Source organism: Bradyrhizobium sp. P3_C3, from assembly GCF_056402655.1.
In genome coordinates this window covers 1-19,014 of the sequence record NZ_JBFUGY010000002.1, presented here as the reverse complement: position 1 = coordinate 19,014, position 19,014 = coordinate 1, and the positions used below count along the sequence as shown (strand labels likewise).

The following is a 19,014-nucleotide window of genomic DNA, read 5'->3' as shown; positions in this document are numbered from 1 at the left end:
CCCCTGGACCTCAACCCCGGCGAAGCCTTGGCGTAGCCGGGTCGCGGGGAATGACAGTGAGACCTGGGCAGGCGCCTCAATCCACCAAAATCACCCGGATATCGTTCACGTTCGTCAGCGTCGGTCCCGGCATCAGCAGATCGCCGGTCGCCTCGAAGAACGTCGTCGCGTCGTTGTTGTCCAGGTACGCCTGCGGCTGAAGCGCCAGCGCCTTCATCTTCGCGAACGTCGCAGCATCAATCAGCGCGCCGGCGGGATCGGTGGGATGGCCGGCGCCGCCATCGGCGCCGTCGGTGTCGCCGGCGAGAGCGGATATGTCAGGCGTGTCCTTCAACAGACCGGCGAGCGCCAGCGCGTATTCCTGGTTGGGGCCGCCGCGCCCATTGCCGCGCACGGTCACGGTGAGCTCGCCGCCGGAGAGGATCGCGAGGCGCTTGCCTTGCGCGCGTGCCTCAAGCGCAAGCCTGGCGTGATCGGCGGCGACCTCGCGGGCCTCGCCTTCGAGATCGGCGCCGAGATCGATGGTCTCGTAGCCGGCTTCCTTGGCGAGCTTCACCGCGGCGTCGAGCGATTGCTTGGGCCGCGCGATCAGCTCGAAATGCGCGCGCGCGAAGGCGGCATCACCCGGCTTGGCGCTTTCGTTGGCGGGATCGTCGAGCGCGCGGCGGACGGCGTCGTCGATGGCGAGCCTGTACTTCGCGACGATCGCGCGCGCATCCGCCAGCGTGGTCGGATCGGGCACGGTGGGGCCGGAAGCAATTGCGGACGGATCGTCGTGCGGCACGTCGGAAATCGCAAGCGTCACGATCTCGGCGGCATTCTTGCCGGCGCGCGCCAGCCGGCCGCCCTTGATCCGCGACAAATGTTTCCTGACCGTGTTCATCTCGCCGATCGGCGCGCCCGAGCGGAGCAGCGCCTTGTTGACCGCCTGCTTCTGCGCGAAGCTGATGCCGTCCACCGGCGCGATCCAGTTCGCGGAGCCGCCGCCGGTGAGCAGCACCAGCAGCAGATCGTCGGGCCCGGCCTCGCTCGCGAGCGCGAGCGTATCGGCGGCGCCCTTCAGGCCGGCCTCGTCGGGCACGGGATGGCCGGCCTCGACCACGCGGATGCGGCGCGTCGGCACGCCGTAGCCGTGGCGCGTGGTGGCGATGCCGACGAGGCGCTCCGGCGCGAGCTTGAGCGTGTCGAGATAATGCCGTTCGGCGGCCGCGGCCATCGCACCCGCGCCCTTGCCGGCGGCGAGGCAGATCACGCGCCCTTTAGGTGCGGGCCGCAGATGCGGCGCCAGAATCGTGCTGGGATGGGCGGCGGCAACGGCGGCGTCGTAAAGCGCGCGGAGCAGGGGACGTCGGTCGGTCATGGCGAAGGCCTTCAGCGAACTGAAATGATGGCGACAAAATCGCCGGCTCCCTGCCTACCGCATCAGGCGCCAAAGCGTAAGCGGGCTTTACCATCATTCGATTGTGCAATCGCGTGATCATAATCCGCGCGCAAGCAAAAGCCCCCTGCGATGGCTGCGCAGGGGGCTCTCTGTCGTTTGGGGTTAGCCGCCGACGTCGGCGCTGATCACGTCTCCGAACAGCTCCCACTTCTCGCCCTTGAACTTCTCGAGTTGAAGCTGGCTGATCGGCGCGAAATCGGTCGGCGAGGTGTTGACCTTCACGCCCGGCAGCAGCGCCTCGGTGCGGAAGTCCTTCACGTTCGCCGCCTGCTTCATGATGTTCTCGCGCGTGAGATTGTCACCGCACTGCTTCAAGACCTGGACCAGTGTCTGCGCCACGGCATAGCCGACGATCGTGCCCTTATCGAGCTTGTCGCCCTCGGGGAAGTATTTGGTCATGAACGCCAGAAACTCCTTCATGCCGGGATCGTTGTTCCACGCGGGATCCGACACGTCCTTGAGATAGTCGGCCGAGATGATGTCCTGACCGTTCTCGAAGCCGGCCGGCTTCATCACGCTGCCGACGGAGGCCGAGACGTTGTTGAGGAAGTGCAGCGGCTTCCAGCCGATCTCGGCATTCTTCTTGATCGCTTGCGCGGCGAATTTCGGCGTCGTGATGTTCATGAAGACGTCGGCGCCGGTCGACTTCAGCTTGACGATGTGATTGTCGATGGTCGGCTCGGAGGTCTCGTAGCTCTCTTCGATGACGATCATCGAGGCGGCCTTGGACCCTAAGCCGTCCTTGAGGCCCTTGAGATAGTCCTTGCCGTAATCGTCGTTCTGGTAAAGCACCGCGATCTTGGCGTCCGGCTTGTTCTTGAGCAGCCACTTCGCATAGATCTGCGTCTCGCTCTGGTAATTGGGCTGCCAGCCCATCGTCCAGGGGAAGTTCTGCGGATCGTTCCACTTGGTGGCGCCGGTCGCGACGAACAGCTGCGGCACCTTCTTCGAGTTCATGTATTTGTGGATCGCCGAGTTCGGCGGCGTGCCGAGCGAGTTGAAGATGAACAGCACCTCGTCGCTCTCGACCAGCTTGCGGGCCTGCTCCACCGTCTTCGGCGGCGAGTAGGCGTCGTCATAGGAGATGTAATTGATCTTGCGGCCGTTGATGCCGCCCTCGTCGTTGATCTTCTTGAAATAGGCGGCTTCGGTCCGCCCGATGATGCCGTAGGCGGAGGCCGGTCCGCTGTAGGGCATGATGTTGCCGATCTTGATTTCGGTGTCGGTCGCGCCGGTATCGTATTTCTTCTGGGCCGATGCAGTGGAGGCCGAGGCCGCAATGAGCGCAAGCGCCAGTGACGCGGCCGCAAGTTTGCCGGTGACAGCGGGCATTCCTATCTCCCTATTTTCTTGGTGTGTGTGCGTCCCTTTTCTTGGCTTGATGATTTTTGGCGGCGCGGAGGCAATTCAATACGATTTACCGGGAGCCTTCAACAGAAAGCCCCCGCGGCTGTGTCGCAGGGGCTGCTCCTTTAGTAGTCAAGGACCGGCGCGCGCTGGTGTGCGACTGCGAGACGGCGCCGCTGTCTTGAGTTGATTAAACAGCCGGTGGCGATTTTGAGTTGCGCGGCTTCAGTGGCCGAGCTCACTCGAGATGATGTCGCCGAACAGCTCCCATTTCCTGCCCTTGAACCGCATCATCTGGAGCTGCTCGATCGGGGCGAAATTATCGGCCGAGGTGTTGATCTTGATGCCGGGCAGCAGCGTGTCGGGCTCGAAATCCTTCAAGGAAGCGGCCTGCTTCATGACGTTCTCATGGGTGAGCTCGTCGCCGCACATCTGCAGCACCTTCACCATGGTCTGGGCCGCGGCATAGCCGAACACCACGCCGGCATCGAGCTTGTTGGCCTTGGGGTCGTACTGCGCGAGGAAATTATAGAACTTCTTCATGCCGTCATCGGCATTCCATTGCGGGTCGGAGCCGTCCTTGGTGTAGCTCGCCGACAGGATGCCTTGCGAGATCTCCAGGCCCGCGGGCTCGAGCACGCCGCCGACCGACGCCGAGACGTTGGAGATGATGTGGACCGGATGCCAGTTGATCTCGGCCGCCTTCTTGATCGCCTGCGCCGCGAATTTCGGCGTGGTGATGCTGAGGAAGACGTCGGCGCCCGAGGCCTTCAGCTTCACGACGTGCTCGTCGATCGCGGGCTCCGACGTGTCGTAGCCGTCTTCGAGCACGATCATCGACGCCTTGGCCCCTAAGCCGTCCTTCAGCCCTCTCAGATAGTCCTTGCCGAAATCGTCGTTCTGGTAGAGCACGCCGATCTTCGCGTCCGGCTTCTCCTTCATGATGTATTTGGCGTAGATGCGCGCCTCGCTGGCGTAGCTCGGCTGCCAGCCCATGGTCCACGGATATTGCTTCGGATCGTTCCACTTGGAGGCGCCGCTCGCCACGAACAGCTGCGGCACCTTCTTCTCGTTCATGTATTTGCGGATGGCGCCGTTGGTGGAGGTGCCGAGCGAGCCGAAGATCAGCAGCACGCCGTCGCTCTCGACCAGCTTGCGCGCCTGCTCCACCGTCTTCGGCGGCGAATAGCCGTCGTCGTAGGAGATGAACTTGATCTTGCGGCCGTTGATGCCGCCCTCGGCATTGATCTTGTTGAAATAGGCTTCCTCGGCCTTGCCGATCGCGGCGTAGGCGGACGCCGGCCCGCTATAGGGCATGATGTTGCCGATCTTGATCTCGGTATCGGAAGCGCCGCTGTCGTATTTCTTTTGCGCCAGTGCCGGGCTGCTCATCGCAGTGCACAACGCGAGCGCGGCCGAAACGGCCGCAACCTGAAATCGAACGACAGTCATCTTTCTCCACCCGGAATGGATCGGCGCCGCATTGAACAAGATTGACGCCTGACGTCAACAAAAAGCCCCCGCGGTCGCCCGCGGGGGCTTTGTCAGATTTGACTAGACTTGAACTGACCAGACTTGGACTATTGCGTCAGCGTCACTCGGAAGCGACGTCGCCGCTGATGATCTCGCCGAACAGTTCCCACTTTTCGCCCTTGAAGCGCTGCATCTGGAGCTGCGAAATCGGGGCGAAGTCGGTGGCGCTGGTGTTGATCTTGACGCCGGGCAGCAGGGTGTCCGGTGCGAAGTCCTTCAACGACGCGGCCTGCTTCATGAGGTTGGCGCGGGTGAGGTCGTCACCGCACATCTCCAGCGTCTTGACCAGGGTCGACGCCGCGCCGTAGCCGTAGACCATGCCGGTGTCGGTCTTGTCGGCGCCAGGCATGTACTTGTCGACGAACTCGTTCCACTTCTTCATGCCGGGATCGTTGTTCCACTGCGGGTCGGTGGAATCCTTGGCATAGGCCGCCGACAGCACGTCCTGCGAGGCCTCGAAGCCGGCCGGCTTCATCACGCTGCCGACCGAGATCGACACGTTGGTGAGGATCTGGAGCGGCTTCCAGCTGAGCTCGGCGGTCTTCTTGATGGTCTGGGCCGCGAACTTCGGCGTCGCGTAGATCAGCAGCACGTCGGGATTGGCGGCCTTGATCTTGACGATGTGGCCGTCGATCGACGGCTCGGAGATCTCGTAGCTCTCCTCCATGATGATCATGGACGCGCCCTTGGCGCCGAGACCGTCCTTGGTGCCCTTGAGGTAGTCTTTGCCGAAATCGTCGTTCTGGTAGAGGATCGCGACCTTGGCGTTCGGCTTTTCCTTCATCAGCCATTTCGCGTAGATCTGCGCTTCGCTCTGGTAGGAGGGCTGCCAGCCGATGGTCCAGGGGAAGTTCTTCGCGTCGTTCCACTTGGTGGCGCCGGTGGCGACGAACAGCTGCGGGATCTTCTTGGCGTTCAGGTACTTCTGGATCGCGGTGTTCGAGGGCGTGCCGAGCGGATTGTACACGGCCAGCACTTCGTCGCTCTCGACCAGCTTGCGGACCTGCTCGACGGCCTTCGGCGGCGAATAGGCGTCGTCATAGGTGACGAAGTTGATCTTGCGGCCGTTGATGCCGCCCTTGTCGTTGATCATCTTGAAATAGGCTTCTTCGGTCTTGCCGATGATGCCATAGGCCGACGCCGGACCGCTGTACGGCATGATGTTGCCGATCTTGATCTCGGTGTCGGACGCGCCGGTGTCGTACTTCTTCTGAGCAAGTGCTGCGCCGGAGGTGAGGGTCGCGACCGCCGTTACGAGTGCGGTGGTTCGCAGTATTCTTCCGAAAAGCAATTGGGTCTCCTTGGTTAAAACAACAGTCTGGATGGACGTTTCAGTTCTTCCTGAGCCGACCGGCGAGTTGCTGGCCCAGGATCGCGACTTGCCTTGCGCCATGCGGCACGAGGTAGATGACGAGGAACAGGAGCACGCCGAACACCGCGCCGGAGAGGCCCTTGGAGATGCCCTCCGCGATGTTCGGCACGAAGATGATGAAGGCGGCGCCGACGATCGAGCCGGGCAGCCAGCCGACGCCGCCGACGACCATGCCGAGGAACAGCGAGATTGCGAGCGTGATGGTGTAGCTGTCGGGCGCGACGAACTGCACCGCAATGGCGCCAAGCGAGCCGGCGATGCCGGTGATGGCGGCGGAGACGCCGAAGGCCAGCGTCTTGTACAGCGCGACGTCCACGCCCATCGCGGAGGCCGCGATCTCGTTGTCGCGGATCGCCATGAAGGCGCGGCCCGAGCGGGAACGCAGCAGGTTCACCGAGAAAATGTAGATCGCAATCACGACCACGAGCGTGAAGTAGTACAGCCACATGTCCTGCGACATCGGCAGGCCGAACGGCGCATCCGGCTTGGTGACGACGAGGCCCTGCACGCCGCCGGTCCAGTGCTCGAGGAAGTTCAGCTTGAGGAGCTGCGGCATGGCGGTGGCGAGCGCGAAGGTCGCAAGCGCGAGGTAGACGCCGGAGAGCCGCAGCGCCGGCTGCCCGAACAGGAAGCCGAAGCCGAAACAGACGACGCCGGCGATCGGCAGCGTCAGCGCGTAATTGACGTTGAAGTGCTCCATCAGCACCGCTGTCGTATAGGCACCGACCGCGTAGAACGCGCTCTGGCCGAGCGAGAACTGGCCGCTTCCGCCGGTCAGGATGTTCAGCGCCAGCACCGCGAGCCCGTAGATCAGGAGCATCGTCATCTGGAAGATGATGAAGTTCTTGACGAAAACGGGTGCGATCAGCAGTGCCGCGAGCACCACCAGCGAGGTGCCGGTGCCCAGCGTCATGGCCCGCTTCGGAACAGCCTCGACCGCCTCGTGGCCTTCTGCAACGACTTCTTCTGCAGCGCTCATGATCAAACTCGCTTGACGATGTGCCGGCCGAACAGGCCAGCGGGTTTGACGACCAGGACGGAGATGATCAGCGCGAGCGCGATCGGGAGCTTCAGCTCATTGCCGACGCCGGGGATGTAGGTGCCGGCGAGGTTCTCGAAGATGCCGACCAGGAAGCCGCCGACCACGGCGCCGAACGGGCTGGTGAGACCGCCGAGCACCGCGGCGGCAAAGCCGTAGATCAGCACGCCGCCCATCATGTTGGGCTCGAGGAACACGACGGGGGCGATCAGCATGCCGGCGATCGCGCCGATCGCGGTCGCCATGCCCCAGCCGAGCGCGATCATCCAGCTCGTGTTGATGCCGACGAGGCGGGCCGATTCAGGCACCGAGGCGGCCGCGCGCATGGCAAGGCCGATGCGCGTGTACTGGAAGAAGAAGTAGAGGCCGAGCAGCAGCAGCACCGTGACGCCGATCATGCCGGCCTGGTGGGTCGAGATCAGCTGGCTGCCCAGGAACGGCGCGGAGCCGAACGGGGTCGGGTACTGCTTGATGGTGAAGTCCCAGATCAGGCCGGCCGAGGAGTTGATGATCGCAAACAGCGCGATGAAGCCGGCGACGTTGGTCAGCACCGGCGCTTTCGCCAGCGGCTTGAACAGGATGCGCTCGATCGCGATGCCGGCGACGAAGGAGAGCGCCAGCGTGAGGATGAAGGCGGCCCAGTAAGGCACGCCCCACTGCATCAGCTGCCACGAAATGAAGGTCGAGAACATCGCCATCTCGCCCTGCGCGAAGTTGAGATGGTCGATCGCCTGGTAGATCATGACCACGGCGAGCGCCATGCAGGCGTAGATCGCGCCCGTGGCGATGCCGGCCAGCACTTGGTTGGTGAACAGCTCCATCGTGCCGGCTCCTCAGTAACCCAGATAGGATTTGCGGATTTCTTCGTTGTTCGCGATGTCCTTGGCATTGCCCGACATCACGATGCGTCCGGTCTCGATCACATAGGCCTGGTCGGCGAGCTCGAGCGCGAGCTGGGCGTTCTGCTCGACCACCAGGATCGACACCTTGTCCTCGCGATTGATCTTGCCGAGGATGCCGAACAGGTCGCGCACGACCAGCGGTGCCAGTCCGAAGGACGGCTCGTCGAGCAGCATCAGGCGCGGCCGCAGCATCAGCGCGCGGGCGACCGCGAGCATCTGCTGCTCGCCGCCCGAGAGCGTGCCGGCCTGCTGGGTGTGGCGCTGCTTCAGCACCGGGAAATGCGCGTACATGCGCTCGATATCGGAGACGATGCCGGCGCTGTCCTTGCGGGTGATGGCCCCGAGCTGGAGGTTCTCCTCGACCGTCATGGTCGTGAAGGTGCCGCGGCCCTGCGGCACGTGGGCGATGCCGAACCGCACGATGCTCTCGGTGGAGCGGTTGCTGAGCGGCTTGCCTTCGAACTCGATCGCGCCGGTGGAACGCACCATGTTGCAGATCGCGCGCAGGGTGGTGGTCTTGCCGGCGCCATTGGCGCCGAGCAGCGTCGTCAACGATCCTTCGTTGAGCGAGAAGGACAGGCCATGGAGCGCCTGGACCTGGCCGTAATAGGCGCGCAGGTCCTTGACGTTGAGCAGCGTCGTCATTGGTCCTTGCTCCCGAGATAGGCCTTGATGACGTCGGGGTCCGCCTGCACCTGGGCCGGCGTGCCTTCCGCGAGCTTCTTGCCGAAATTCAGCGCGACGACGTGGTCGGCGATCGACATCACGAGGCCCATGTGGTGCTCGACCAGCAGCACGGTCATGTGGCGGTCGTCGCGGATGCGGCGGATGAGGTCGCCGAGCAGATAGACTTCCTCGTGGTTGAGGCCGCCGGCCGGCTCGTCGAGCAGCAGGATCTTCGGGTCGGCCGCGAGCGCGCGCGCCAGCTCGACGCGTTTCTGCGTGCCGAAGGGCAGGCCGGACACGATGGTGTGGGCGACGTCCTCGAGCTTGAGATAGGCGAGGATCTCCTGCACCTTCTTGTTGACCTCGGTCTCGCTGCGCCGGACCCAGGCGAGCCGAAGCGAGTCGCTGATGATGTCGCTGGAGGTCTTCGAATGGGCGCCGACGCGGACGTTGTCCATCACCGAGAGGTTCGGAAACAGCGCCACGTTCTGGAAGGTGCGGCCGATGCCGATCTCGGCGATCCGGTGCGGAGGCCGCGACAGGATGCTCACGCCTTCCATCAGGATGTCGCCCGACGACGGCTGATAGAGCCGCGAGAGGCAATTGAAGAGCGTGGTCTTGCCGGCGCCGTTGGGGCCGATCAATCCGAGGATCTGGCCCTTGTGCATGTCAAAGGACACGCCGTTGAGCGCGATGATGCCGCCGAACACGACGCTGACGTCGCGAACCGCGAGCAGGGGCGATGTCCCCCGCGCGAGCTGTGCCTGCGTCATCTCGTCTCGCCCACACACGTCAGTGGGCGAAGGGGCGATGCGAACCGCTCCCGGTGATGACAAAGGCTATCTGAACCCCTCGGCCACACGCGCAACTTTTCCTCCTGATTTCAGCTTTTTGCTGACTTCTTTTTTGGATTGCGGCATCAGTCCCCCGAGTGCCGCTTCAATGTTCCTTACCATCGCCAGCAGACGCGGTCCAATGTCGTTGATCAAACGCTCTTCCGTGAAGCGGAATGCGGGCGCGCCGCAATTGAACGCGTAAGGTCCGGTTCCGTCGTTGAGCTTGAGCGCGACGCCGGCGGCGCCGATGTCGTCGTGCCAGTCGCCGACGGACATCGCGAAACCGTATTTCGCAACGGTCTCGCCGGAACGTTCCAATCCGTCGCGCATCTTCGGCCAGCGGCTGCCGTAATGTTCGCGCAGGATGCGGGACACCTCGGCGCGGCCTTCTTCGTCGAGCGCCCAGAAATAGGCGCGGCCCATCGCGCTGGTTGCAATCGGCACGCGGGAGCCGACGTCAAGTTGAACGCCGACCGTCTCGCTGCCGCGACTTTGCCCGAAATAGATCATGCTGTGACGGTCGCGGCCGCCGATCGCGACGGCGCCGCCGGTCGCGCGCATCAATTCCTCGCGAAATGGCTCGGACAAATGCCGAACGCCGAGATTGGATAACGCCGCATAACCGAGCGCCATCGCGGCGGGCGCGAGCTGATACTTCTCGAAACGGGGAACCGGTGTCAGATAACCGAGCTTCGTCAACGTGTAGGTCAGGCGCGAAACGGTCGGCTTGGGCAGGTTAGTCCGCGCGGCGATCTCCTGGTTGCCGAGAAGTCCGTCGCTGGGTTGGAATGCGCGCAATACATCTAGTCCGCGGGAAAGCGCGACGACGAAATTCCGATCGGTCGCAGTCTTCTTGCCTGTACGCTTCATCCCTGATCTGCTTCTTGCGCGGAGTCGTTGACAACGTCCGTGCTTCAAAATAACCCTGCCGTCAAGATGCGGAATTAAATTCCGCACCGCGAAATCGAACAAAAGTAAATCCCCACCAAGGAGGGAAGCCGTGAGCGAAGTGGTCAAGCTTGAGCGTCATGACGAAGTCGGGATCGTCACGGTCAACAGTCCTCCGGTCAATGCGCTGAGTGCCGCAGTGCGTGGCGGTATTCTCGAATGCATCAAGGCCGCGATCGCCGATCCCGCGATCAAGGGCATCGTCCTGACCTGCGCCGGCCGCACCTTTATCGCCGGTGCCGACATCACCGAGTTCGGCAAGCCCCCGAAGCCGCCCGCCCTCAACGACGTCCTCGCCGAGATCGAGAACTCGCCAAAGCCGGTCGTTGCCGCGATCCATGGCACCGCGCTCGGCGGCGGCCTCGAGGTCGCGCTGGCCTGTCATTTCCGCGTGGCCGTGAAGGAAGCCAAGCTCGGCCTGCCCGAGGTGAAGCTCGGCCTGCTGCCGGGCGCCGGCGGCACCCAGCGCCTGCCGCGCGCGGTCGGGCCGGAACTCGCAGTCAAGATGATCGTCGGCGGTGATCCGATCGGTGCTGCCGAAGCGCTCAAGAATGGCCTGATCGAGGAGATCGTCGAAGGTCCGGCCTCCGGCGGCGAAGCCTTCGTGCGCAAGCTGCTCGCCGAGAAGCGCCCGCTGCGGCGCCTGCGCGACGACGATTCCAAGCTCGCGGCGGCCAAGGCCGACCGCTCGATCTTCACCAATGCAGTCGCCGCCATGACCAAGAAGGCGCGCGGCCTGGAAGCGCCGTTCGCCGCCGCCGACGCCGTCGGCTACGCCATCGACCTGCCGTTCGACGAGGGGCTGAAGAAGGAGCGCGAGGGCTTCCTCAAGCTCGTCTCCAGCGACCAGTCCAAGGCGCAACGTTATGCCTTCTTCGCCGAGCGCGAGGCCAGCAAGATCGCCGGCGTCCCTGAAGGCACCAAGTCGCGGCCGGTGAACCGCGTCGCCATCCTCGGTGCCGGCACCATGGGCGGCGGCATTGCGATGTCCTTTGCCAATGCCGGCGTGCCCGTCACCCTGATCGAGACCGGCGAGGAGCAGCTCAAGCGCGGCATGGGCATCATGCAGAAGAACTGGGAAGCGACCGCGGCGCGCGGCGGCATCCCGGCCGACGCGCCCGCCAAGCGCATGGCGCTGATCAACGGCGTCGTCGGCATCGAGAACGTCGGTGATGCTGACCTGGTGATCGAGGCCGTGTTCGAGACCATGGCGGTGAAGAAGGAAGTGTTCGGTAAGCTCGACCAATACGTCAAGCCCGGCGCCGTGCTCGCCTCCAACACCTCCTACCTCAACATCGACGAGATCGCGAAGTCGACCAAGCGGCCGCAGGACGTGCTCGGCATGCACTTCTTCTCGCCCGCCAACGTCATGAAGCTGTGCGAGATCGTGCGCGCCGACAAGACCGCGCCGGATGCGCTGGTCACCGCCGTGACCATCGCGCGCAAGATCGCGAAGGTGCCGGCCGTGGTCGGCGTCTGCGACGGCTTCGTCGGCAACCGCATGCTGGCGCAGCGTGGCAAGCAGTCGGAGAAGCTGTTGTTCGAAGGTGCCTTGCCGCAGCAGGTCGACGCCGTGGTCACCAAATTCGGCATGCCGATGGGACCGTTCGCGATGGGCGACCTCGCCGGCCTCGACATCGGCTGGCGCTCGCGCAAGGACCGCGGCATCAAGTCGGAGATCGCGGACGCACTCTGCGAAGCCGGCCGCTTCGGCCAGAAGACCGGCAAGGGCTACTACAAGTATGAAGCAGGAAGTCGCTCGGCGCTGCCCGATCCGGAGGTCGAAAAGCTGATCGACGAGACGCTGCTCCGTCTCGGCCGCAAGAAGCGCGTCGTCAGCGACGAGGAGATCCTCGAGCGCATGATGTACCCGATGATCAACGAGGGCGCGAAGATCCTCGAAGAGGGCATCGCGGCGCGTCCTTCCGACATCGACGTGGTCTGGCTCTACGGCTACGGCTGGCCGATCTACCGCGGCGGCCCGATGTTCTGGGCCGACACCGTCGGCCTCAAGCACATCGCCGATCGTCTCTCCTTCTACGCCAAGGAGACCAACGATCCGAGCCTCGAGCCCGCGCCGCTGCTGAAGAAGCTCGCGGCCGAAGGCAAGACGTTCGCGTCGCTGGCCGCGGCGTCGAAGGCGGCGTGATGGCCGCTTCATCTCAACCCTCGTCATTCCGGGATGCGCCGCAAGGCGCAGGCCCGGAATCCATAACCCCAGCTGGTGGTTATGGATTCCGGGCTCGCGACTTTGTCGCGCCCCGGAATGACGGTCTCTGTTAGTTGCTCGCTCAACCAATCAAGAATAATGACCCATCCCGGCGAACAGTTTTATCCCGAGGGCGTGCATTGGGACGACACCATCGTCCAGGGCTCGCTGCCTGACCTTTTGTCGAACGCCGCCGCCGATTTCGGCCCGCGCACCGCGCTGGAATTCCGCGATCGTCCGATCAGCTATACCGAGCTCGCCGCCATGGCCGAGCGCGCGGCAGCGGCGTTCCTGCGCGCCGGCTGCGGCAAGACCAGTTCCGTGGCGCTGTTCCTCGGCAATACGCCGGACCATCCGGTCAATTTCTTCGGCGCGCTCAAGGCCGGTGCCCGCGTCGCGCATCTCTCCCCGCTCGACGGCGAGATCGCGCTGACGCACAAGGTCTCGGATTCCGGCTCGCGCCTGCTCGTCACCTCCAACCTCGCGGCGCTGCTGCCGACCGCGCTGAAGTTCCTGGAGAAGGGCCTGATCGATCGCCTGGTCGTCTGCGAGGACGACGATTGGGGCAAGCTCGGCACGCCGCAGGCGCCGATCCCCGATGATCCCCGCATCGTCACCTTCAAGAGCTTCGTCGAGGGCGCGACCGCGCCGGCTGGGTGGCCGTCCGTGACGGCGGACGACGTCGCGCTGCTGCAATATACCGGCGGCACCACCGGCCTGCCCAAGGGCGCGATGCTCACCCACGGCAATCTCACCTCCGCGGTGTCGATCTACGATGTCTGGGGCAAGCCGTCGCGTGCGGCGCGCGGCGACGTGATCGAGCGCGTGATCTGCGTGCTGCCGCTGTTCCACATCTATGCGCTCACCGTCGTGCTGCTGTCCTCGCTCAGCCGCGGCAATCTGATCTCGCTCCACCAGCGTTTTGATGTCCAGGCGGTGATGCGCGACATCGAAATCAAGCGCGCGACGTACTTCCCGGGCGTGCCGACGATGTGGATCGCGATCGCGGCGCTGCCTGATCTCGACAAGCGCGACTTCTCCTCGCTCGCCGTCATCGGCTCCGGCGGCGCGCCGCTGCCGGTGGAGATCGCGAATTTCTTCGAGCGCAAGGTCGGCAAGAAGCTGCGCAGCGGCTGGGGCATGACCGAGACCTGTTCACCCGGCACCGGCCATCCGCCCACAGGGCCGGATAAGCCCGGCTCGATCGGCCTGATGCTGCCCGGCATCGAGATGGATGTGGTCTCGCTGGAGGACCCCACAAAAGTTCTGCCGCCGGGCGAAGTCGGCGAAATCCGCATCAAGGGCCCGAACGTCACCAAGGGCTACTGGAACAAGGCGAAGGAATCCGCGGAGTCCTTTTCGGACGGCCGCTTCCTCACCGGCGACATCGGCTATGTCGACACCGACGGCTATTTCTTCCTGGTCGACCGCAAGAAGGACATGATCATCTCCGGCGGCTTCAATGTCTATCCGCAGATGATCGAGCAGGCGATCTACACCATTCCAGGCGTGCACGAGGTGATCGTGCTCGGCATTCCCGACCAGTATCGCGGCGAGGCCGCCAAGGCCTTCGTCAAGCTCAAGCCGGACGCAAAACCGTTCTCGCTCGACGAGCTGCGCGCGCAGCTCGCCGGCAAGGTCGGCAAGCACGAGCTGCCGGCAGCAGTCGAGTTCGTCGACGATCTGCCGCGCACGCCGGTCGGAAAATTGTCGCGCCACGAATTGCGCCAGCAGCAGAAACCAGCACAATCCACCCAACACCCATCAGGAGGTCGCTCTTGACCGACGCCGTCATCGTTTCCACCGCCCGCACCCCGATCGGCAAGGCCTATCGCGGCATGCTCAACGCCACCGAGGGTGCGACGCTGCTCGGCCACGCCATCGGCGAGGCAGTCGCTCGCGCCAAGGTCGATCCGAAGGAGGTCGAGGACGTCGTGATGGGCGCGGCGCTGCAGCAGGGCGCGACCGGCGGCAACATCGCGCGCAAGGCGCTGCTCCGCGCAGGTCTCCCCGTGACCGTCGCCGGCACCACCATCGACCGGCAATGCGCCTCGGGCCTCCAGGCCATCGCGCTTGCCGCGCGCTCGGTGATCTTCGACGGCGTCGAGATCGCGGTCGGCGGCGGCGGCGAGTCGATCAGCCTCGTGCAGAACGACAAGATGAACGGCTTCCACGCCCAGGATCCGGCGCTGCTCAAGATCAAGGGCGAGGTCTACATGCCCATGATCGACACCGCCGAGGTCGTCGCCAAGCGCTACGGCATCTCGCGCGAGAAGCAGGACGAATATTCGCTGGAGAGCCAGCGCCGCACCGCCGCGGCCCAGCAGGGCGGCAAGTTCAAGGACGAACTGGCGCCGATCACGACGCAGATGGCGGTCACCGACAAGGCGACCGGCGCCGTGTCGATGAAGGAAGTGACCTTGTCGCAGGACGAAGGCCCGCGCCCCGAGACCACGGCTGAAGGCCTTGCCGGCCTCAAGCCCGTGCGCGGCGAAGGCTTTTCGATCACCGCGGGCAATGCCAGCCAGCTCTCCGACGGCGCCAGCGCCTCCGTCATCATGAGCGACAAGGAAGCCTCCAAGCGCGGCCTCAAGCCACTCGGCATCTTCCGCGGCTTCGTCTCCGCCGGCTGCGAGCCGGACGAGATGGGCATCGGCCCGGTCTTCGCCGTGCCGCGCCTGCTCAAGCGCCACGGCCTCACCGTCGACGACATCGGCCTCTGGGAGCTGAACGAAGCCTTCGCGGTGCAGGTGCTCTATTGCCGAGACAAGCTCGGCATCGACCCCGAGAAGATCAACGTCGACGGCGGCGCGATCTCGGTCGGCCATCCCTACGGCATGTCGGGCGCGCGCCTGACCGGTCACGCCCTGATCGAAGGCCGCCGCCGCAAGGCCAAGTATGCGGTCGTCACCATGTGCGTCGGCGGCGGCATGGGCGCGGCCGGGCTGTTCGAGGTGTTGCAGTAATTTCACCGTCGTCCTGACGGCGACGAAACAAAGAAGCTCACAGGAGGATCCGATGGATCTCGCATTCACTAGGGAAGAGCAGGCGTTTCGCGAGGAAGTGCGTTCATTCTTCCGCGACAACGTGCCGCCGGATACGCGGCGCAAGCTGGTCGAGGGCCGTCACCTCTCGAAGGACGAGATGGTGACGTGGTGGCGCATCCTCAACAAGAAGGGCTGGGGCGTCAGCCACTGGCCGAAGCAGTATGGCGGGACGGGGTGGACCTCCGTGCAGCACTACATCTTCAACGAGGAGCTGCAGTCCTATCCGGCGCCGCAGCCGCTCGCCTTCGGCGTCAGCATGGTCGGCCCCGTGATCTACACCTTCGGCAACGAAGAGCAGAAGAAGCAGTATCTGCCGCGCATCGCCAATGTCGACGACTGGTGGTGCCAGGGCTTCTCCGAGCCCGGCTCCGGCTCCGATCTCGCCTCGCTCAAGACCAAGGCCGAGCGCAAGGGTGACAAGTGGATCATCAACGGCCAGAAGACCTGGACCACGCTCGCCCAGCACGCCGACATGATCTTCTGCCTCTGCCGCACCGACCCCTCCGCCAAGAAGCAGATGGGCATCTCCTTCATCGTGTTCTCGATGAAGTCGAAGGGCGTCACCGTGCGTCCGATCCAGACCATCGACGGCGGCGTCGAGGTCAACGAAGTGTTCTTCGACGACGTCGAGGTGCCCTACGAGAACCTGATCGGCGAGGAGAACAAGGGCTGGGACTACGCCAAATTCCTGCTCGGCAATGAGCGCACCGGCATTGCCCGGGTCGGCGTCTCCAAGGAGCGGCTGCGCCGCATCCGCGACTTGGCCGGCAAGGTCGAATCCGGCGGCAAGCCGATCATCCAGGACGCCGCGTTCCGCGAGAAGCTGGCGGCCTGCGAGATCGAGCTGAAGGCGCTCGAGCTGACGCAGCTCCGCGTCGTCGCCGACGAGGGCAAGCACGGCAAGGGCAAGCCCAATCCGGCGTCCTCGGTGCTGAAGATCAAGGGTTCCGAGATCCAGCAGACCACCACTGAGCTCTTGATGGAAGTGATCGGTCCGTTCGCAGCACCGTACGACGTGCACGGCGACGACGGCTCGAACGAAGCCATGGAGTGGACCGCCCAGATCGCGCCGAGCTACTTCAACAACCGCAAGGTCTCGATCTACGGCGGCTCCAACGAGATCCAGCGCAACATCATCGCCAAGGCGGTGCTGGGGCTGTGAGTCAACAATGACGGTGTCGTCCCCCGCGAAGGCGGGGGACCCAGTACGCCGCGGCGGTCGCGAGTACGGCAGGCGGCTGCGTTTACTGGATCCCCGCCTTCGCGGGGATGACGTCTGAGGGTAAGGCGACGGCAGGGCAATTCCCGCCGATTTGGAGAGAAACATGGATTTTGATCTGAACGAGGAGCAACGGCTTCTCAAGGACAGCATCGACGGCCTGCTGACCGATTCCTACGATTTCGAGAGCCGCAAGAAGTACATGAAGGAGAAGGGCGGCTGGAGCCAGGTCGTCTGGGGCAAGCTCGCCGAGCAGGGCCTGCTCGGCCTGCCCTTCGCGGAGGCCGATGGCGGCTTCGGCGGCGGCGGTGTCGAGACCATGATCGTGATGGAGGCGCTCGGCAAGGCGCTGGTGCTCGAGCCGTATCTGGCAACGGTCGTGATCGGCGGCGGCTTCCTGCGCCACGCCGGCTCCGATGCGCAGAAGGCCGCGCACGTGCCCGGGATCATCGACGGCAGCAAGACGCTGGCGTTCGCCCAGCTCGAGAAGAACTCGCGTTACGACCTGTTCGACGTCGCCACGACGGCGAAGAAGAAGGGTGACGGCTGGGTGATCGACGGCGAGAAATTCGTCGTGCTCAACGGCGAGAACGCGGAAACTCTCATTGTCACCGCCCGCACCAAGGGCGACCGCCGCGACAAGTCCGGCATCGGCGTGTTCCTGGTGCCGGCCAATGCCAAGGGCGTGACCAAGAAGTCGTACCCGACCCAGGACGGCCTGCACGCCGCCGACATCACCTTCACCGGTGTCGAGGTCGGCGCGGATGCTGCGCTCGGCAATCCCGACGACTCGCTCGCGCTGATCGAGCGTGTCGTCGACGAAGCCCGCATCGCGCTCTGCGCCGAGGCCGTCGGGCTGATGGACGAATCGCTCAAGACCACGGTCGAGTACATCAAGACGCGCAAGCAGTTCGGCGTCGCGATCGGCTCGTTCCAGTCGCTCCAGCACCGCGCCTCCGACATGTTCGTCGCCGCCGAGCAGGCGCGATCGATGTCGATGTTCGCGACCATGGCCGGCGATTTCGAGGACGCCAAGGAGCGTTCCAATGCGATTGCCGCGGCCAAGGTGCAGATCGGCAAGTCGCTGAAGTTCGTCGGACAGCAGGCGATCCAGCTCCACGGCGGCATCGGCATGACCATGGAGGCGAAGATCGGCCACTACTTCAAGCGCCTCACCATGATCGAGAACAGCTTTGGCGACACTGACTACCACCAGCGCCGCGTGGCGGATGGGAGCGGGTTGATCTGAGTTGATCGAGGCCACGCGAAGACTGTCATGCCCCGGCTTGACCGGGGCATCCAGTACTCCGCGGCGGCAGTTCGTTCACGCAACTTCAGCCGCGGAATACTGGATCGCCCGATCAAGTCGGGCGATGACATCGAGTAAATGGAATCAGCGGAGCAACAACAATGAAAAACACCCCGTTCGATCTCACCGGCAAGGTCGCAATCGTCACCGGCTCCAGCCGCGGCATCGGCCGCTCTTCGGCGGAACTGCTCGCAAAACTCGGCGCCAAGGTCGTGGTGTCATCACGGAAAGCCGACGCCTGCAAGGAAGTCGCCGACGGCATCATCGCGGCCGGTGGCGATGCCATCGTCATTCCCTGCAACATCGCGCGCAAGGCCGAGGTCGAGGCGCTGATCTCGGGCACGATCAAGCACTACGGCAAGATCGACATCCTCGTCTGCAACGCCGCCGTGAACCCGTATTACGGCCCGCTGCTCGACATCACCGACGAGGCCTTCGACAAGATCATGGGCAGTAACGTCAAGAGCAACATCTGGCTCTCGGCGCTCGCGATCCCGCAGATGGCCGAGCGTGGGAGCGGCTCCGTCGTCATCATCTCCTCGATCGGCGGCCTGCGCGGCTCGACCGTGATCGGCGCCTACGGCATCTCCAAGGCCGCCGACTTCGCGCTGTGCCGCTCGCTCGCCGGCGAATGGGGCCCGAAAGGCGTCCGCGTCAACTGCATCGCGCCCGGCCTCGTCAAGACCGATTTCGCCCGCGCGCTGTGGGAAGACGAAGCCAACCTCAAGCGCCGCACTGCCACCACGCCCCTTCGCCGCATCGGCGAACCCGACGAAATCGCCGGCGCCGTCGCCTACCTCGCCTCCGACGCGTCCAGCTTCATGACCGGCCAGACCATCGTCATCGACGGCGGCGTGACGACGGCAGCGGTGTAGCCTTCTTCCCCTCTCCCCTTGTGGGCCTGTTGCGTAATTCGTCAATTGTGATTCCCTAGGGCAAAGCCTTGGAGGGTAGCGATGGCGGTCAAGCGGACGGGACAGCCGAGCTTTGTGGAAGCGCTGATGCCGAAGGGCGCCGGCGCCAATGCGGCGCTGGATCGGCTGGCTGGCCTGGTCAAGTGGTACCGGTTCGAGAAGCTGATCGGCCATTTGCGGGATGAAGGGAGCCCCGGTCGACCAGGCTATCCGGTGCTGGTGCTGTTTCGTG

The 19,014-nt window shown here is 64.4% G+C and carries 15 protein-coding genes and 1 pseudogene; 7 read left to right on the top strand and 9 right to left on the bottom strand.

Annotated elements, in window-relative coordinates:
• Nucleotides 1-76: 76 nt before the first annotated feature.
• The 9 genes from AC1DW2_RS02610 to AC1DW2_RS02570 all read right to left on the bottom strand — a co-directional run bounded on the left by AC1DW2_RS02610 (nt 77) and on the right by AC1DW2_RS02570 (nt 10,006).
• On the bottom strand, nt 77-1,360 hold the full coding sequence (locus tag AC1DW2_RS02610) for a glycerate kinase type-2 family protein (RefSeq protein ID WP_477005158.1): 1,284 nt from the start codon (nt 1,358-1,360) through the stop codon (nt 77-79).
• A gap of 183 nt (nt 1,361-1,543) precedes the next feature.
• A complete protein-coding gene (locus AC1DW2_RS02605; protein ID WP_063980937.1) occupies nt 1,544-2,773 on the bottom strand; it encodes an ABC transporter substrate-binding protein in 1,230 nt (409 codons plus the stop codon).
• 240 nt (nt 2,774-3,013) lie between these two features.
• Complete coding sequence (locus tag AC1DW2_RS02600) at nt 3,014-4,240, bottom strand: ABC transporter substrate-binding protein (RefSeq protein WP_063980938.1); 1,227 nt, start codon at nt 4,238-4,240, stop codon at nt 3,014-3,016.
• A 142-nt stretch (nt 4,241-4,382) separates the two neighbouring features.
• Nucleotides 4,383-5,612, bottom strand: coding sequence for an ABC transporter substrate-binding protein (locus AC1DW2_RS02595; protein ID WP_071916729.1), 1,230 nt, complete (start codon nt 5,610-5,612; stop codon nt 4,383-4,385).
• Nucleotides 5,613-5,652: 40 nt separating this feature from the next.
• On the bottom strand, nt 5,653-6,672 hold the full coding sequence (locus AC1DW2_RS02590) for a branched-chain amino acid ABC transporter permease (protein WP_028151939.1): 1,020 nt from the start codon (nt 6,670-6,672) through the stop codon (nt 5,653-5,655).
• A 2-nt stretch (nt 6,673-6,674) separates the two neighbouring features.
• On the bottom strand, nt 6,675-7,553 hold the full coding sequence (locus tag AC1DW2_RS02585) for a branched-chain amino acid ABC transporter permease (RefSeq protein ID WP_063980940.1): 879 nt from the start codon (nt 7,551-7,553) through the stop codon (nt 6,675-6,677).
• A gap of 12 nt (nt 7,554-7,565) precedes the next feature.
• Nucleotides 7,566-8,279 carry an ABC transporter ATP-binding protein gene (locus AC1DW2_RS02580; RefSeq protein WP_014498266.1) on the bottom strand — a complete coding sequence of 238 codons (714 nt, stop codon included), beginning with the start codon at nt 8,277-8,279 and terminating at the stop codon, nt 7,566-7,568.
• Complete coding sequence (locus AC1DW2_RS02575) at nt 8,276-9,073, bottom strand: ABC transporter ATP-binding protein (RefSeq protein WP_166345288.1); 798 nt, start codon at nt 9,071-9,073, stop codon at nt 8,276-8,278. Before AC1DW2_RS02575 ends, AC1DW2_RS02580 begins: the two co-directional genes overlap by 4 nt.
• Before the next feature lie 66 nt (nt 9,074-9,139).
• Entirely contained in the window at nt 9,140-10,006 is an 867-nt protein-coding gene (locus tag AC1DW2_RS02570; protein ID WP_028151937.1) for an IclR family transcriptional regulator, read from the bottom strand.
• A 130-nt stretch (nt 10,007-10,136) separates the two neighbouring features.
• Here AC1DW2_RS02570 and AC1DW2_RS02565 point away from each other — a divergent pair, with 130 nt between their 5' ends.
• The 7 genes and pseudogenes from AC1DW2_RS02565 to AC1DW2_RS02535 form a co-directional block, all read left to right on the top strand.
• The gene (locus AC1DW2_RS02565; RefSeq protein WP_208088863.1) at nt 10,137-12,233 is read left to right on the top strand and encodes a 3-hydroxyacyl-CoA dehydrogenase NAD-binding domain-containing protein; all 2,097 of its coding nucleotides are present in this window, start codon (nt 10,137-10,139) and stop codon (nt 12,231-12,233) included.
• Nucleotides 12,234-12,392: 159 nt separating this feature from the next.
• Nucleotides 12,393-14,075 (top strand): dicarboxylate--CoA ligase PimA, encoded by a 1,683-nt coding sequence (gene pimA / locus AC1DW2_RS02560; protein WP_477005157.1) that lies wholly within the window; start codon nt 12,393-12,395, stop codon nt 14,073-14,075.
• A complete protein-coding gene (locus AC1DW2_RS02555; protein WP_063980945.1) occupies nt 14,072-15,259 on the top strand; it encodes an acetyl-CoA C-acyltransferase in 1,188 nt (395 codons plus the stop codon). Before pimA ends, AC1DW2_RS02555 begins: the two co-directional genes overlap by 4 nt.
• A 52-nt stretch (nt 15,260-15,311) precedes the next feature.
• Complete coding sequence (pimC, locus tag AC1DW2_RS02550) at nt 15,312-16,502, top strand: pimeloyl-CoA dehydrogenase large subunit (RefSeq protein ID WP_063980946.1); 1,191 nt, start codon at nt 15,312-15,314, stop codon at nt 16,500-16,502.
• A gap of 163 nt (nt 16,503-16,665) precedes the next feature.
• Entirely contained in the window at nt 16,666-17,808 is a 1,143-nt protein-coding gene (pimD, locus tag AC1DW2_RS02545) for a pimeloyl-CoA dehydrogenase small subunit (protein ID WP_477005156.1), read from the top strand.
• A 161-nt stretch (nt 17,809-17,969) separates the two neighbouring features.
• Complete coding sequence (locus AC1DW2_RS02540; RefSeq protein WP_477005155.1) at nt 17,970-18,743, top strand: SDR family NAD(P)-dependent oxidoreductase; 774 nt, start codon at nt 17,970-17,972, stop codon at nt 18,741-18,743.
• An 81-nt stretch (nt 18,744-18,824) separates the two neighbouring features.
• Nucleotides 18,825-19,014, top strand: a pseudogene (locus AC1DW2_RS02535) (IS5/IS1182 family transposase); the annotation flags it as partial.

What these genes read in the sequence shown, in the direction of transcription:
- AC1DW2_RS02600 (WP_063980938.1), bottom strand. Translation starts at nt 4,240, where the DNA reads ATGACTGTCGTTCGATTTCAGGTTGCGGCCGTTTCGGCCGCGCTCGCG.
- AC1DW2_RS02540 (WP_477005155.1), top strand. Translation starts at nt 17,970, where the DNA reads ATGAAAAACACCCCGTTCGATCTCACCGGCAAGGTCGCAATCGTCACC.
- AC1DW2_RS02605 (WP_063980937.1), bottom strand. Translation starts at nt 2,773, where the DNA reads ATGCCCGCTGTCACCGGCAAACTTGCGGCCGCGTCACTGGCGCTTGCG.
- AC1DW2_RS02580 (WP_014498266.1), bottom strand. Translation starts at nt 8,279, where the DNA reads ATGACGACGCTGCTCAACGTCAAGGACCTGCGCGCCTATTACGGCCAG.
- AC1DW2_RS02610 (WP_477005158.1), bottom strand. Translation starts at nt 1,360, where the DNA reads ATGACCGACCGACGTCCCCTGCTCCGCGCGCTTTACGACGCCGCCGTT.
- pimC (WP_063980946.1), top strand. Translation starts at nt 15,312, where the DNA reads ATGGATCTCGCATTCACTAGGGAAGAGCAGGCGTTTCGCGAGGAAGTG.
- AC1DW2_RS02585 (WP_063980940.1), bottom strand. Translation starts at nt 7,553, where the DNA reads ATGGAGCTGTTCACCAACCAAGTGCTGGCCGGCATCGCCACGGGCGCG.
- AC1DW2_RS02590 (WP_028151939.1), bottom strand. Translation starts at nt 6,672, where the DNA reads ATGAGCGCTGCAGAAGAAGTCGTTGCAGAAGGCCACGAGGCGGTCGAG.
- AC1DW2_RS02575 (WP_166345288.1), bottom strand. Translation starts at nt 9,073, where the DNA reads ATGACGCAGGCACAGCTCGCGCGGGGGACATCGCCCCTGCTCGCGGTT.
- pimA (WP_477005157.1), top strand. Translation starts at nt 12,393, where the DNA reads ATGACCCATCCCGGCGAACAGTTTTATCCCGAGGGCGTGCATTGGGAC.
- pimD (WP_477005156.1), top strand. Translation starts at nt 16,666, where the DNA reads ATGGATTTTGATCTGAACGAGGAGCAACGGCTTCTCAAGGACAGCATC.
- AC1DW2_RS02570 (WP_028151937.1), bottom strand. Translation starts at nt 10,006, where the DNA reads ATGAAGCGTACAGGCAAGAAGACTGCGACCGATCGGAATTTCGTCGTC.